The 13,694-nt window shown below is 70.2% G+C and carries 13 protein-coding genes and 1 pseudogene; 7 read left to right on the forward strand and 7 right to left on the reverse strand.

What is annotated here, in order from left to right:
* From PMI14_RS11345 to PMI14_RS11355, 3 genes are all read right to left on the reverse strand, one after another.
* On the reverse strand, positions 1-133 hold a 133-nt coding region (locus PMI14_RS11345), incomplete at its 3' end, for a MerR family DNA-binding transcriptional regulator (protein ID WP_007854251.1).
* Positions 130-348, reverse strand: coding sequence for a heavy-metal-associated domain-containing protein (locus PMI14_RS11350; protein WP_007854253.1), 219 nt, complete (start codon positions 346-348; stop codon positions 130-132). The genes PMI14_RS11345 and PMI14_RS11350, both read right to left, overlap by 4 nt.
* A 109-nt stretch (positions 349-457) precedes the next feature.
* Positions 458-1,546 carry a flavodoxin family protein gene (locus tag PMI14_RS11355; RefSeq protein WP_007854254.1) on the reverse strand — a complete coding sequence of 363 codons (1,089 nt, stop codon included), beginning with the start codon at positions 1,544-1,546 and terminating at the stop codon, positions 458-460.
* 109 nt (positions 1,547-1,655) lie between these two features.
* Between PMI14_RS11355 and PMI14_RS11360 the strand changes: the two genes are divergently transcribed.
* The 3 genes from PMI14_RS11360 (at position 1,656) to PMI14_RS11370 (ending at position 6,429) form a co-directional block, all read left to right on the forward strand.
* A complete protein-coding gene (locus PMI14_RS11360) occupies positions 1,656-3,893 on the forward strand; it encodes a cation-translocating P-type ATPase (protein ID WP_007854256.1) in 2,238 nt (745 codons plus the stop codon).
* Between the two features lie 146 nt (positions 3,894-4,039).
* Positions 4,040-5,704 (forward strand): methyl-accepting chemotaxis protein, encoded by a 1,665-nt coding sequence (locus PMI14_RS11365; RefSeq protein ID WP_007854257.1) that lies wholly within the window; start codon positions 4,040-4,042, stop codon positions 5,702-5,704.
* A 146-nt stretch (positions 5,705-5,850) separates the two neighbouring features.
* Positions 5,851-6,429, forward strand: a complete 579-nt coding sequence (locus PMI14_RS11370) for a hemerythrin domain-containing protein (RefSeq protein WP_007854259.1) — start codon at positions 5,851-5,853, stop codon at positions 6,427-6,429.
* A 4-nt stretch (positions 6,430-6,433) separates the two neighbouring features.
* Here PMI14_RS11370 and PMI14_RS11375 read toward each other — a convergent pair whose 3' ends face one another.
* Positions 6,434-7,561, reverse strand: coding sequence for an alkene reductase (locus PMI14_RS11375; protein WP_007854261.1), 1,128 nt, complete (start codon positions 7,559-7,561; stop codon positions 6,434-6,436).
* 178 nt (positions 7,562-7,739) lie between these two features.
* Between PMI14_RS11375 and PMI14_RS11380 the strand changes: the two genes are divergently transcribed.
* The 4 genes from PMI14_RS11380 to PMI14_RS11395 all read left to right on the forward strand — a co-directional run bounded on the left by PMI14_RS11380 (position 7,740) and on the right by PMI14_RS11395 (position 11,834).
* Positions 7,740-8,966 (forward strand): YbfB/YjiJ family MFS transporter, encoded by a 1,227-nt coding sequence (locus tag PMI14_RS11380; RefSeq protein ID WP_035203386.1) that lies wholly within the window; start codon positions 7,740-7,742, stop codon positions 8,964-8,966.
* 139 nt (positions 8,967-9,105) lie between these two features.
* Complete coding sequence (tauA, locus tag PMI14_RS11385; RefSeq protein ID WP_007854264.1) at positions 9,106-10,119, forward strand: taurine ABC transporter substrate-binding protein; 1,014 nt, start codon at positions 9,106-9,108, stop codon at positions 10,117-10,119.
* Positions 10,109-10,948: a taurine ABC transporter ATP-binding protein gene (locus PMI14_RS11390; protein WP_007854267.1), complete on the forward strand. Its 840-nt coding sequence runs from the start codon at positions 10,109-10,111 to the stop codon at positions 10,946-10,948. The genes tauA and PMI14_RS11390 overlap by 11 nt, the downstream gene beginning before the upstream one ends.
* Positions 10,941-11,834 (forward strand): ABC transporter permease subunit, encoded by an 894-nt coding sequence (locus PMI14_RS11395; RefSeq protein WP_007854270.1) that lies wholly within the window; start codon positions 10,941-10,943, stop codon positions 11,832-11,834. The genes PMI14_RS11390 and PMI14_RS11395 overlap by 8 nt, the downstream gene beginning before the upstream one ends.
* Before the next feature lie 24 nt (positions 11,835-11,858).
* Here the strand turns inward: PMI14_RS11395 and gstA are convergent, their stop codons facing one another.
* From gstA to PMI14_RS11410, 3 genes and pseudogenes are all read right to left on the reverse strand, one after another.
* Positions 11,859-12,467: a glutathione transferase GstA gene (gene gstA / locus PMI14_RS11400; protein ID WP_007854273.1), complete on the reverse strand. Its 609-nt coding sequence runs from the start codon at positions 12,465-12,467 to the stop codon at positions 11,859-11,861.
* Positions 12,468-12,564: 97 nt separating this feature from the next.
* The gene (locus tag PMI14_RS11405) at positions 12,565-13,335 is read right to left on the reverse strand and encodes a class II aldolase/adducin family protein (RefSeq protein ID WP_007854277.1); all 771 of its coding nucleotides are present in this window, start codon (positions 13,333-13,335) and stop codon (positions 12,565-12,567) included.
* Positions 13,336-13,429: 94 nt separating this feature from the next.
* Positions 13,430-13,597 (reverse strand): annotated as a pseudogene (locus PMI14_RS11410) (GNAT family N-acetyltransferase); the annotation flags it as partial.
* Between the last annotated feature and the right edge of the window lie 97 nt (positions 13,598-13,694).

A 13,694-nucleotide genomic window follows, 5' to 3' on the forward strand; every position in this document is an offset into this window, starting at 1 on the left:
GGCGGTAGCCGCTGTCGGTGCGCGCCACGCCGGCCACCAGGCCCAGGGATTCGTAGTGGCGCACCATGCGTGCCGAAACCCCGGCGCGGCGCGCGGCCTCGCCGATGGGCACGGGCCAGTCGGTCTTGCTCATGCTGCGACGGCGTAGCCTTCTCCGGCAATGGCGGCGGCCAGCGTTGCGCGGTCGGCGCTGCTGTGCGCCACATGTACGCTGCCGCTGGCGCGGTCGATGCGCACGGTGGCGTCGGGGTCCACGCCCTGCACGGCCTGGGTCACGGCGCGCTCGCAGTGGCCGCAGGTCATGCCCTGGACCTGGAAGTCGTAAGAGGTGGTGGCGGGTGCTGTCATGGAAGGCTCCTTGCTGAAAATCGATGGGATGGCAGGGAGCGTAAACCTTCACATGGTGGCAAGGTCAAGCGCTATGCCAAGACCTTGGTGCGAACCGCCTTTTTCGGGCCTATTTGGGCCGGGCGCGCTTCACGTGCGCATCGGGGCGCGAGAGCCGGCCTGCGCGCAGCTCGCCCACGGCCACCGCCAGGGCCTGGGCAGCGCCACGGATCTCGGCCTGCATGGCCGTGTCCCGGTCCAGCACCTCATGGCTTTCGGCATAGCTTTCGTAGTAGCCGATGTAGCGGTCCAGGCGGGCGGCCTGGCCGGCGTCGATGAAGCCCATCCAGTCGAGCCAGTCCGACAGGCCGCGGCGCGTCATCTCGATGCCGGCCACGTCGCCGTGCACGGCCAGGGCGTAGGTGCGGCCCTCCAGGTGCTTGGGGTAGCCCCAGCCGGCCAGCTCCAGCGCCTTGGCCTCGGCAGACTTCTTGCCGTGGGTGCTGGTGGGGTCGGGGTTGCCGCCGTCAGCGCAGACCAGGCGGTCGATCATGAGCTTGAGCGGGCTGGGCGCCTGGTACCAGTACACGGGGGTGATGATCATCACGCCGTGTGCGGCGGTCCAGCGTTCGTAGATCTCGTTCATCCAGTCGCCGGTCTGGCGTGTGGCATGGTTGGGGTAGCAGCTGCACGGGAAGTGGCACAGCGGCATGGCCGTGGAGACGCAGCCCTTGCAAGGGTGGATGTGGCGCCCGTAGTCGGAGGTGACGCGGCTCAGGTCGAGCAGGTCGATCTCGATGTGTTCGGCGGCCAGCACGTCGCGCGCCATGTTCAGCATGCGCCAGCTCTTGGAGATCTCGCCGGGGCAGGTGCCGTCGTTGCGGGCCGAGCCGCAGACCAGCAGCACGCGCGAGGGGCTGGCGGGGTCGGCCCAGCGCTGGCGCGCCGCGTCGATGCGCTCCTTGGCCTCGAGCCAGTCGACCGACAGGTCGTAGTCGGGGTCGGCGTAGCCGGGCCCGGCCTTGCGCGTGCGCGGCGCCTTGCGGTTGTCGTCGTAGTTGCGCCAGGCGATGGCCTCGATGCGGTCCAGGGCGTCGCCGGCCTCGTCGGCAAAGCGCGGGTCCTGGAAGTCGAGAAGAAAGCGTTCGCGGAATTCGGCGCGGTCCAGGGGCTTCGGGGCCTGGCCGGTGCGCGCCCGTGGGGGTGTGGGGCTTGTCATGGAGAAAATTCGACCACCGGCCGCCCGGCGGCTCTATCGGACAAGGCGCCGACTTGATCTGCGGCAAGGGCTTGACCTTGACACCATGGCAAGCTGTAACTTCCAGGCCATGAGCACAACCCTTTCCCCTTCCCCCTCTGCTGCAGCGCAGCAGCAGTTCGACCTAGGCATCGGCGGCATGACCTGCGCGAGCTGTGTGGGCCGCGTGGAGCGCGCGCTGCGCAAGGTGCCGGGCGTGCAGGACGCGGCCGTGAACCTGGCCACCGAATCGGCCCGTGTGGCCATGGCGGTGCCCGAGGGCAGCGATGCCGCGGCGCTGCAGGCGCGGCTGCGCCGTGCCGTGCGCGATGCCGGCTATGAGCCGCTGGCGCCGGGGCAGGCCGATGCGGCCGAGGACCTGTCGCCCTGGGCCGGCTTCCTGCCGGTGGGCGTGGGGCTGGCGCTGTCGGCCCCGCTGGTGCTGCCCATGGCGGGCGATCTCTTCGGGCAGGACTGGATGCTGCCCGCGTGGCTGCAGTTCGCGCTGGCCACGCCGGTGCAGTTCATCCTGGGGGCGCGCTTCTACAGGGCGGGCTGGCACGCGCTGAAGGCGCTGACGGGCAACATGGACCTGCTGGTGGCGCTGGGCACCAGCGCGGGCTGGGGCCTGTCGGTGTGGCTGTGGCTCACGGCGCATGCTGGCCATGCGCCGCACCTGTACTTCGAGGCCTCGGCCGTGGTGGTCACGCTGGTGCTGCTGGGCAAGTGGCTGGAGGCACGCGCCAAGCGCCAGACCACCACCGCCATCCGCGCGCTGCACGCGCTGCGGCCCGACGTGGTGCACCTGCTGGGCAAGGCCGGTGAGGTGGACGTGCCCGTGGCCGAGGTGCTGGTGGGCGACCGGCTGGTGGTGCGCCCGGGCGAGCGCATCCCCGTGGACGGCACGGTGCACGAGGGCCACACGCAGGTGGACGAGTCCATGCTGACCGGCGAACCCCTGCCCGTGGCGCGCGAGGTGGGTGCGCCGCTCACGGGCGGGTCGATCAACGGCGATGGCCGCATCGTGATGGCGGTGACGGCCGTGGGTGCCGAGACGGTGCTGGCGCACATCATCCGCCTGGTGGAGGATGCGCAGGCCGCCAAGGCGCCGCTGCAGCGGCTGGTGGACAAGGTCTCGGCCGTGTTCGTGCCGGTGGTGCTGGCGATTGCGCTGGCCACCTTGCTGGGCTGGCTGTGGGCCGGCGCGGGCCTGGAGGCGGCGCTGATCCACGCGGTGGCGGTGCTGGTGATCGCCTGCCCCTGCGCGCTGGGCCTGGCCACGCCGGCCGCCATCATGGCGGGCACGGGGGTGGCGGCGAAGCATGGCATTTTGATCAAGGACGCGCAGGCCCTGGAGCGCGCGCACCAGGTGGACACGGTGGCCTTCGACAAGACCGGCACGCTGACCGTGGGGCAGCCGCGGGTGACGGCCTTCGAGGTGGTGCCGGGCGTGGACGAGGGCGAGGCCCTGGCGGCGGTCGCTGCGCTGCAGAGCGGCAGCGAACACCCACTGGCGCGCGCCGTGGTGCGGGCCGCCCAGGCGCGGCAGTTGGTGGTACAGGCCCCCGGTGCGGTGCGTGCCGTGCCCGGGCGCGGCACGGAGGGCGAGGTGCAGGGCGCCAGCGTCCTGGTGGGCAGCCTGCGCTGGATGCAGGAGCTGGGGGTCGACCTGGGGCCCCTGGCAGCGCGTGCCCAGGCCCTGCAGGCCGAAGGCGCCACCGTCTCGGCCATGGCCGAGCGCACGGCCCAGGGCCTGGCCTTGCGCGCGCTGCTGGCGTTTGGCGATGAGCCCAAGCGGGGTGCGCGCGAGGCGCTGGCGGCCTTGAAGGCCCGCGGCATCCGCACGGTGATGGTCTCGGGCGACAACCGCGGCGCGGCCGAGGCGATGGCGCGCCGACTGGGGCTCGATGCGGCAGCGGGCGAGGTGATGGCCGAGGTGCTGCCGGGCGACAAGGCGGCGCGGGTGGCTGCATTGCAACAGGGAGGCCATGTGGTGGCCATGGTGGGCGACGGCGTGAACGATGCGCCGGCCCTGGCCGCCGCCGACGTGGGCATGGCCATGGGCAACGGCACGGACGTGGCCATGCATGCGGCAGGCATCACGCTGATGCGCGGCGACCCCCGGCTGGTGGCGGCAGCGCTCGACATTTCGCACCGCACGGTGCAAAAGATCCGCCAGAACCTGTTCTGGGCCTTCGCCTACAACGTGGCCGGCATCCCGCTCGCGGCCCTGGGCTACCTGAGCCCGGTGGTGGCGGGCGCCGCGATGGCACTCAGCTCGGTGAGCGTGATGGCGAATGCCCTCTTACTCAAGCGCTGGCGCATGTGATAAACACGTATGGCGCATGGTCACACATGTCTGGCAAACTGCAACGTTTTGTTGCAGTCGGGCGGACACGGGGGCAGGGTGCCTTGCATGGCAGGGTATCCCTTGCAGTCCGGCACCGGCACACACACCAATGAAGGATGACAGACATGAATCTATTCGCGCTCATGCGGCAGTTCACCATTCGGTTCCGAATGCTGGGCGCCATTGCCGTGGTGCTGGGGCTGCTGGGCCTGCTCGGAGGGGCCGGCATGCTGGGCATGTTCCGCATTGCGGCGCTCAGCGAGGACTTCATGTCCCACTCGTTTGCCGAAGTCGGCCACATGGCCGAGCTGCGCGGCGAGATGGGCACCATCCGCCAGCTCGAGAAGGACATGATCATCGGCTACGAGAAGCCCGAGGTCGTGAAGGCTGCACACGCCAAGTGGCTGGCCAGCCAGGACAAGGCCAAGAAGGTCGCGGCCCAACTGCTCGAAGGGCCTGAGGACGCGAACAATGCGGTGGTGCGCGACATCATCAAGCGCCTGGACAGTTACCGCGAGCAGTTCGCGCATGTGGCGCGCCAGCTCGAAGCTGGTGGCTACGACACGGCCACCATCGCCAACCGCATGAGCGGCAAGGCCGTGGCCGAGTTCGACCAGGCCGACAAGCTCATGGTGCAGCTCGACACGGTGCTGCGCGCCGACGTGACCCAGGCCGTGGAACAACAGGGCAAGGTGACCAGCCAGACCAAGTGGCTGTTCGTGCTGGCCGTGCTGATCACCGTGGTGGTGGTGGTGCCGCTGACGCTGTTGAACATGATCTCCATCTGCAACCCGCTGGCTGATGCGCGCCGCATGGCGCAGGCGATTGCCGGGGGCGACCTGTCGCAGCCTATCGTGGCCGACGGCAAGGACGAGGTGGCCGACCTGCAGCGCGCGCTGGGCGACATGCAGCAGGGCCTGGGCGCGCTCGTGGCGCAGGTGCGCGATGCCAGCGGCAACATCGCCACGGCCAGCCAGGAGATCGCCACCGGCAACCAGGACCTGTCGCAGCGCACCGAGCAGACGGCCAGCAACGCGCAGGAGGCCGTGGCCTCGCTGTCGCAGCTGACCTCCACCGTGCAGCAGACGGCATCGTCCTCGCAGATGGCCAACCAGCTGGCGGCCTCGGCCTCCAACACCGCCACGCGCGGTGGCTCGGTGGTGCAGCAGGCCGTGGCCAGCATGCAGGAGATCTCGGCATCGAGCCGCAAGATCGGCGACATCATCGGCCTGATCGACTCCATCGCCTTCCAGACCAACATCCTGGCGCTGAATGCGGCCGTGGAAGCCGCCCGTGCGGGCGAGCAGGGCCGTGGCTTTGCCGTGGTGGCGTCGGAAGTGCGCAGCCTGGCCCAGCGCTCGGCCGCTGCGGCCAGCGACATCAAGGGCCTGATCCACAACAGCGTGACCGCCGTGGACGGCGGCGTGCGCCACGTGGAAGACGCGGGCACAGCCATGAAGGAGATCGTGGCCAGCGTGCAGCGCGTGGGCGACATCATCGGCGAGATCACGGCGGCGGCCACCGAGCAGTCGGCCGGCATCGGCCAGGTGAACCAGTCGGTGGGCGAGATCGACCGCATGACGCAGCAGAACGCGGCGCTGGTGGAAGAGTCCGCCGCGGCGGCCGAGTCGCTGCGCGAGCAGGCGGCGCGCCTGTCGGAGGTGGTGCAGCAGTTCCAGCTCGCCGAGTCGATGGGCCATGGCGGCCATGGTGGCGGCCCGGTGGCACAGCCGCAGCGCCCTGCAGCGCTGCGCGCGCCCGCGGCCTCGCGCCAGCTGCTGGCACGCTGACGCAGCCCCACGGCTGCCGCCAGGGCAAGGCCCCGCACGCTTCGGCGAGCGGGGCCTTTTTCATGGGGCTTTCATTGACCTGCGTCAGGTCGGCCCGGGCACCGGCATGGCACCCTTGGGTCCATGGAAATTTTGGGAGCAAGGCCATGCCTCATGCCAGTGTGCGGACCATCCGCGACGAGCACGCGTCGCTGGCAGCGGTGCTGCGCTCGCTGCAGTTGATGCTGGACCGGGGGCCGGCCGATGCACCGGCCGCGTTCTTCGATGTGATGCGCGCGATGCTGTTCTACATCGACGAGTTTCCCGAGCGCCAGCATCACCCCAAGGAGTCGCAGTGGCTGTTCCCGCGCGTGGCCGAGCGCGCACCCGAGGCGGCAGCGGCCATTGCGCAGCTCGAGCGCGAGCATGCGGGCGGCGAGGCCGCGGTGCGCGAACTGCAGCACCTGCTGCTGGCCTGGGAGCTGCTGGGAGAAACGCGGCGCAGCGCCTTCGAGGAGGCCCTGCAGCGCTATGTGGCCTTCTACCTGGAGCACATGCGGATCGAGGAAACCGTGGTGCTGCCCGCAGCCCATGCACACCTGGAGGCGCAGGACTGGGCGGCCGTGGATGCGGCGTTTGCCAGCAACGCCAATCCGCTGGCGCAGGGGCCGGCCCGCGATGGGGCCTATGACCGCCTGTTCACCCGCATCGTGATGCGGGCCCCCAGCCCGATAGGGCTGGGGTAGATACTTACGTCGCCTCAGCGAGCGTGGGGTAATCGGTATAGCCCTTTTCGCCGCCGCCGTAGAAGGTGCTCTGGTCCCAGGCGTTGAGCGGGGCCTTCTTGCGCAGGCGCTCGACCAGGTCGGGGTTGGCGATGTACAGCTTGCCGAAGGCCACGATGTCGGCCGAGCCATCGGCCACGGCCTGCTCGGCCAGGCCGGCGTCGTAGGCGTTGTTGGTCATCCAGGCACCCTTGCCGCCGGCTGCGCGGTAGGCGGCCTTGAGGGCGGCGTAGTCGAAGGGGCGGTCGGGCAGCTCGCGCGGGCCGCCGGTGGCGCCTTCGATCACGTGGATGTAGGCCAGGCCCAGCGGGGCGAGCTGGCGCACCACGTAGTCGAACAGGGGCTGCGGGTCCGCGTCTACGATGTCGTTGGCAGGCGTGACGGGCGACAGGCGGATGCCGACCTTGCCGCCGCCCACGGCGTCGACTGCGGCGCGCGTGGCTTCGAGCAGCAGGCGGGCGCGGTTCTCGATGCTGCCGCCGTAATCGTCGGTGCGCTGGTTGGCACCGGTCTTGAGGAACTGGTCGAGCAGGTAGCCGTTGGCGCCGTGGATCTCCACACCATCGAAGCCGGCGGTCTCCACGGCGTTGCGGGCGGCGGCGGCGTAGGCGTGCACGATGCCGGGCAGCTCTGACGCGTCGAGCGCGCGCGGCTGCGAGGTGGGCGCGAAGCTGCCCTTGCCGGTCTCACGGTCGATCAGGTAGGTCTTGGACTTGGCGATGAGGGCTGAGGGCGCCACGGGGGCGCCGCCATCGGGCTGCAGGTCGTTGTGCGAGATGCGGCCCACGTGCCACAGCTGGGTCACGATCTTGCCGCCGGCCTCGTGCACGGCCGCGGTGACCTTCTTCCAGGCATCGAGCTGCTCGGTGCCGTACAGGCCCGGCACGTCGGCATAGCCCTGGCCCTGGTGGCTGATGGCCGTGGCCTCGGTGATCAGCAGGCCGGCGCTGGCGCGCTGTGCGTAGTAGGTGGCCGTGATCTCGGCCGGCACGGCATTGGGCGCCCGGTTGCGCGTGAGCGGTGCCATGGCGATGCGGTTGGCCAGGTGGATGTCACCGACCTGGATGGGATCGAAAAGCGAAGGTGTGGACATGCGGTGGTGCTTTCTTTCGTGTTGGAGGAAGGCCGCGGAGGCCGGGAAAGATGGACAAGCCTAGTCGCAAATCGTGAAGCCTGCAGTGGACCGCTGTAACCAAGGGCAAGGGATTTGTGCTATTTCCGGGCGCCCGGGGCGACAGCCTGGCGATGCCCTGCGCGGCACAATGGCCGCCATGAGCAACGACGTTCCAGCGCCTTCTTCCCACCTGCTGCGCAACGGCCTGTGGCTGGCGGTGGCGCTGTCCATGGGGGCTGCCGTCTCGCTCGGCATCACGCGCTTTGCCTACGCGCTGCTGCTGCCGCCCATGCGCGCCGACCTGGCCTGGTCGTACACGCTGGCCGGGGCCATGAACACGGTGAATGCACTGGGCTACTTGCTGGGCGCACTGGCCACCCCCTGGCTGCTGCGCCGCCTGGCGCCCGGCACGGTACTCGTGGCAGGCTCGGTGCTGGCCACGGTGTTCATGGGGCTGTGCGGCTTTTTCGTGGAGGCTGCCCCGCTGCTGCTGCAGCGCCTGCTGGCGGGGGTGGCGAGCGCGCTGGTCTTCGTCTGCGGCGGCCTGCTCGCGGCGCGGCTGGGGGCGCAGCAGCCCGGGCGCAGCGGGCTGCTGCTGGGCCTGTACTACGGCGGCACGGGCTGGGGCATCAGCCTCTCGGCGGTGCTGGTGCCGGCGGTGCTGGCCACCGCACCGGGCCCGCACCCCTGGGCCTGGGCCTGGTGGGCGCTGGCCCTGGCCTGCGTGGCGGCCACGCTGGTGCTGCTGTGGCCGGCGCGGGCGCTGCAGGCCCTGGCGGCACCGGTTGCAGCCGCATCCTCGGCGCAGGCGGCGACCGGTGGCATGCGCTGGGCGCCCTTTGCCCCGGCGCTGCTGGGCTATGGCCTGTTCGGCGTGGGCTATATCGGCTACATGACCTTCGTGGTGGCGCTGCTGCGCGAGCAGGGAGCGAGCGGCACGGCCGTGACCTGGTTCTATGCGCTGCTGGGCCTGGCGGTGGTGCTGTCCTCGCGCATCTGGGCGGGCCTCCTGGACCGCAGCCGCGGCGGGCAGGCGCTGGCGCTGCTCAACGGCCTGCTGGGCGTGGCCACGGTGCTGCCGGCGCTGACCTCCGCCTGGCCGGTGGTGCTGGCCTCGGGCCTGCTGTTCGGGGCGGTGTTCCTGTCGGTGGTGGCCTCCACCACGGCGCTGGTGCGCCACAACCTGCCGCAGGCGCTGTGGGCCAGCGGCATCAGCGCCTTCACCATCGTCTTCGCGGCCGGGCAGATCGTGGGGCCCACGGTGGTCGGCTGGATCGCCGACGGCCCCGGCGGCCTGGCACGCGGGCTGGTGTTCTCGGCCTGTGCGCTGTGGGCAGGGGCGCTGGTGGCGTCGCGGCAGAAGCCGCTGGCCCCTGCCGCGTAGCCACCGATAGACGCTTTTCGCATATCCAAGCGCGAAAGCAGTGCAAGGCGCCGGGGCCCCTGCTGCCTAGAATTTTTCTCTCATGCCGGGTGCGCGCGCCCGGTCGATTCCCATGGATCCCCGAGAGGACACATTCCCGATGGCAACACGCAGAACAAGCATCCAGGCCGCGGCCCTGTTGATGGGCACGGTACTGGGCTTCGGCGCCCTGGCGCAGACCCGCGAGGTGGTGATCGGCTACCAGGACATGGTGGTGCCGTGGCGCCATGCGCAGGAGACCCGCGAGGTCGAGAAGCGCACGGGCTACAAGGTCACCTACCGCAAGCTGGGCAGCGGCGCCGAGGTGGTGCGCGCGCTGGCCTCGGGGGCCATCCACATCGGCGAGGCGGGTTCCTCGCCGTTCGCCTCGGCCATTTCGCAGGGCGTGCCCATCGAGGTGTTCTGGGTGCTGGACAACATCAACGATGCCGAGGCCCTGGTGGCGCGCAACGGCGCGGGCGTGAACAGCCTGGCCGACTTGAAGGGCAAGAAGATCGGCCTGCCCTACGTCTCGACCACGCACTTCCACGCGCTGGTGGCGCTGCAGGACGCGGGCGTGGACCCCAAGGGCGTGCAGATCCTGAACCTGCGCCCGCCCGAGATCCTGGCGGCCTGGGAGCGCGGCGACATCGACGCCACCTTCGTCTGGGACCCGGTGCTGGCCAAGGTCAAGGGCAACGGCAAGGTCATCGTGACCTCGGGCCAGATCGCCGCCAAGACCGGCAAGGCGACCTTCGACGGCCTGGCCGTGACCAAGGCCTTCGCCAAGGAGCACGACGCCTTCCTCGCGCAGTTCGTGCAGGTGCTGGCCGATGCCGACAAGGCCTACACCGGCAACAAGGCCGCGTGGAATGCCGATGCGGCCGAGGTCAAGTCCCTGGCCAAGTGGAGCGGGGCCGAGGCACCCACCGTGCCCGCCAGCCTGGCGCTGTACGCCTTCGTGCCGCCCACCGAGCAGGCATCGAACCAGTGGCTGGGCGGCGGCAAGGATTCGGGCGTGGCCAAGTCGCTGGCGGCCACGGCGGCCTTCCTCAAGGAGCAGGGCACCATCCAGAACGTGCTGCCCGACTACGCCGTGGGCGTGAACCCGGCCTGGGTCCGGCGTGCCAAATGACACTGCCGGCATCGCCACAGCCCCGGGCGGGCTGCGGATCACCGGCCTGAACGTGCGCTATGCGGGCGCGCGCCAGGCCCCATCGCCCGTGCTCGCGCTGCAGGACGTGGATCTCGATATCGCCCAGGGCGAGCTCGTGGTGGCGCTCGGCGCCTCGGGCTGCGGCAAGACCACGCTGCTCAACTGCATCGCGGGCTTCACCGAGGCCTCCTCGGGCCGCATCACGCTGCATGGGCGCGAGGTGACGGGCCCCGGTGCCGAGCGCGGCGTGGTGTTCCAGAAGCATGCGCTCATGCCCTGGCTCAACGTGGTCGACAACGTGGCGCTGGGCCTGCGCCTGCGCGGCGTGCCGCGCGCGGAGCGGCGCCAGCGGGCCGCCGACAAGCTGGCCCTGGTGGGCCTGGAGGGCTTTGCCGAGGCACCCGTGTGGCAGCTGTCGGGCGGCATGCAGCAGCGCGTGGGCATTGCCCGCGCCCTGGCCAGCGACCCCGACGTGCTGCTCATGGACGAGCCGCTGGGCGCGCTCGACGCCTTCACGCGCGAATCGCTGCAGGAGCTGGTGCTGCAGCTGTGGGAGCGCACCGGCAAGACCCTCTTCTTCATCACCCACGACGTGGAGGAGGCGCTGTTCCTGGCCTCGCGCCTCATCGTGATGACGCCGCGCCCGGGCCGCATCGCGCAGCAGCATGCGCTGGACTTCAACCGCCAGCACCTGGCGGGTCGGCCCGCGCGGGCCGTGAAGTCGGACCCGCAGTTCATCGCCTGGCGCGAGCGCGTGCTGGACTGGATCGCGCCGAGCGTGGCGAACGGGGAGCCGGCCCATGCCTGACGCCATGAGCCAGATCCTGGTGATACCGGGCATCGGCCGCGATGCACCCGGGGCCGCCGTGCCGGTGGAGCCCGCCACGCCGCCGCTGCCGCGTGCCGTCGCGCCCTTTCGGCTGCCCGGCAGCGGGCCCAGCCAGGCCATCAGCGCTGCCACCGTGGCGGCGCTGGTGGCGCTGTGGTGGCTGGCCACCCAGCGCGGCTGGGTGCCGCCGCTGTTCCTGCCCGCACCCGAGGCCGTGCTGCGCGCCTTCGGCGATGCCTGGCGCGGCAATATCCAGGGCGGTGAGCCGCTGTGGAAGCACCTGCAGTGGAGCGCGATCCGCGTGTTCGGCGCGTTCGCGCTGGCCGCCGCCACGGCCGTTCCGGTGGGCATCGCCATGGGTGTGAGCCGCGTGGCGCGCGGCGTGTTCGACCCGCCCATCGAGTTCTACCGCCCGCTGCCGCCGCTGGCCTACCTGCCGCTGATCGTGATCTGGCTGGGCATCGACGAGGCGTCCAAGATCCTGTTGATCTACCTGGCGTGTTTTGCGCCCATCGCGCTGGCCGCCAAGGCCGGCGTGCGCAGTGCCAGCGTGGAGCAGATCAATGCCGCGCTGTCGCTGGGCGCGAGCCGCTGGCAGCTGGTGTGGCATGTGATCGTGCCGGCCGCGCTGCCCGAGATCATGGTGGGCCTGCGCATCGCCATCGGCTTCGGCTGGACCACGCTGGTGGCCGCCGAGATGGTGGCGGCCACCGTCGGGCTGGGGCAGATGGTGCTCAACGCCTCCAACTTCCTGCGCACCGACGTGGTGGTGATGGGCATCCTGGTCATCGGCCTGGTGGCCTGGACCTTCGACTGGCTGATGCGCTGGCTGGAGCAGCGCTTCGTGCCCTGGAAAGGGCGTTGACCGCCCTTTCCAGAGGGCTGCTGCTTACTTGAGCAGGCCTTCGGCCTTCATGGCTTCCTGCACGGCGGGGCGGGCGGCCACGCGGTCGCGGTAGGCCGCCAGGTGGGTGAAGGCCGAGATGTCCACGTTGGTGGGTTTGGCCCAGTTGGTCACGGTGAACAGGTAGCCGTCGGCCACGGTGAACTGCTCGCCCATCACGTACTGCTTGTCGGCCAGCTGGCCGTCCACCCACTGCAGGCGCTGCAGCAGCTTCTCGCGCGCCATGGTCTTGTATTCCTCGGGCGTGGCGGGGTTGAACAGGGGGCTGAAGCCCTTGTGGATTTCGGTGCCGATGAAGGTCAGCCACTCCTGCAGGCGGTAGCGCTGCAGCGAGCCGTTCTGGGGCGCCAGCATCTTCAGCGGCACCTGGTCGGCGATGTACTGCACGATGGCCGGGCCTTCGCGCAGGCGCGTGCCATCGTCCAGCTCCAGCATGGGCACGTAGCCCAGCGGGTTGATGGTGTAGTAGTCCGTGCCATCCTGCAGCTTGTGGCTCTTGGTGCTGGCCAGCACGGGGGTGTAGGCCAGGCCCGCCTCGTGCAGGGCGATGTGCGGGGACAGGGAGCAGGCGCCAGGAGAGTAGTAGAGCTTCATTTTTGGTTCCTCTGGGTTGAATGCGGCAGGAACCCCCGATCCTATGCGCTGCGCCCGTCTTTTGCATGACCTGGCCGGTAAAGGCGGCAGGCAGATGTCAGCTGTCGTAACCGGGCGCGTCGCGCTGCGCCTTGCGCAACAGTGACGGCCAGACGAAGGCGCCGCCCAGACCACCGGTCTGCACGCGCATGGCCTGGGCCACGCCGCTCACGATCTGCGGGTCCACCGGGTTGAGCTCGCCGCCGGCCTGGGCGTCGATCTGGATGCGGCAGGTGTTCTCGAAGGTGTACATCGACAGGAAGGCATCGGCGATCGACTTGCCCACCGTGAGCAGGCCGTGGTTGCGCAGCATGAGGAAGTTGGCCTCGCCCAGGTCGGCCTGCAGGCGCGGCTTTTCCTCGTCGCGAAAGGCCACGCCCTCGTAGCTGTGGTAGGCCAGCGAGGCGAGCACGAAGGTGCTTTGCTGGCTGATGGGCAGCACGCCGCATTTCTGCGCGCTCACGGCCACACCCGCGCGGGTGTGGGTGTGCAGCACGCACTGCGCGTCGGCCCGGGCCTCGTGCACGGCGCTGTGGATCACGAAGCCGGCCGGGTTCACGGGGAAGGGCGAGTCGTGCAGCTTGTTGCACTGCATGTCGACCTTGATCAGGCTCGATGCCGTGATCTCGTCGAACATCAGGCCGTAGGGGTTGATCAGGAACTGGTGCTCGGGGCCCGAGACCGACTCGGGCAGCTTGGCGCTGATGTGGGTGAACACCAGGTCGCTCCAGCCGTACAGCGCCACCAGGCGGTAGCAGGCGGCCAGGTCGCAGCGCAGCTGCCACTCTTCGGGGCTGACGCTTTCTTGCAGGGAGGGGATGGCGATCATGGGGCGTGTCTCCTGGAATGTCTTGTAAGGGAAGCCCACTGTAGGCCGCCTGCGCGGCGGGCGCTGTCAGGCAGGCTACACAAGCCGCAGAAAGTCAGGGTGCCGCAGCGCCGGTCTCGTAGAGGGCGGGAAAGTAGCGCTCCATGAGCGACTGGGGGCGCAGCGGCGCGGTGAAGCCGAAACCGGCGTACAGGCCATGGGCGTCGCCGGTGGCCAGGGTGAAGCGGCGCAGGCCCTGCAGGTCGGGGTGGTCCATGACGGACTACTAGTCCACTGAAACCGAGAAATCGGCTGTGCGCCGGGGTGGCAGCGGGATGCAGCGCAAGGCGCGGGCTGCGGCCAAGGCTGGCCGCCTTGGC

It is taken from the genome of Acidovorax sp. CF316, from assembly GCF_000276605.1.
In the GTDB taxonomy this organism is placed as follows: Bacteria; Pseudomonadota; Gammaproteobacteria; order Burkholderiales; family Burkholderiaceae_C; genus Acidovorax.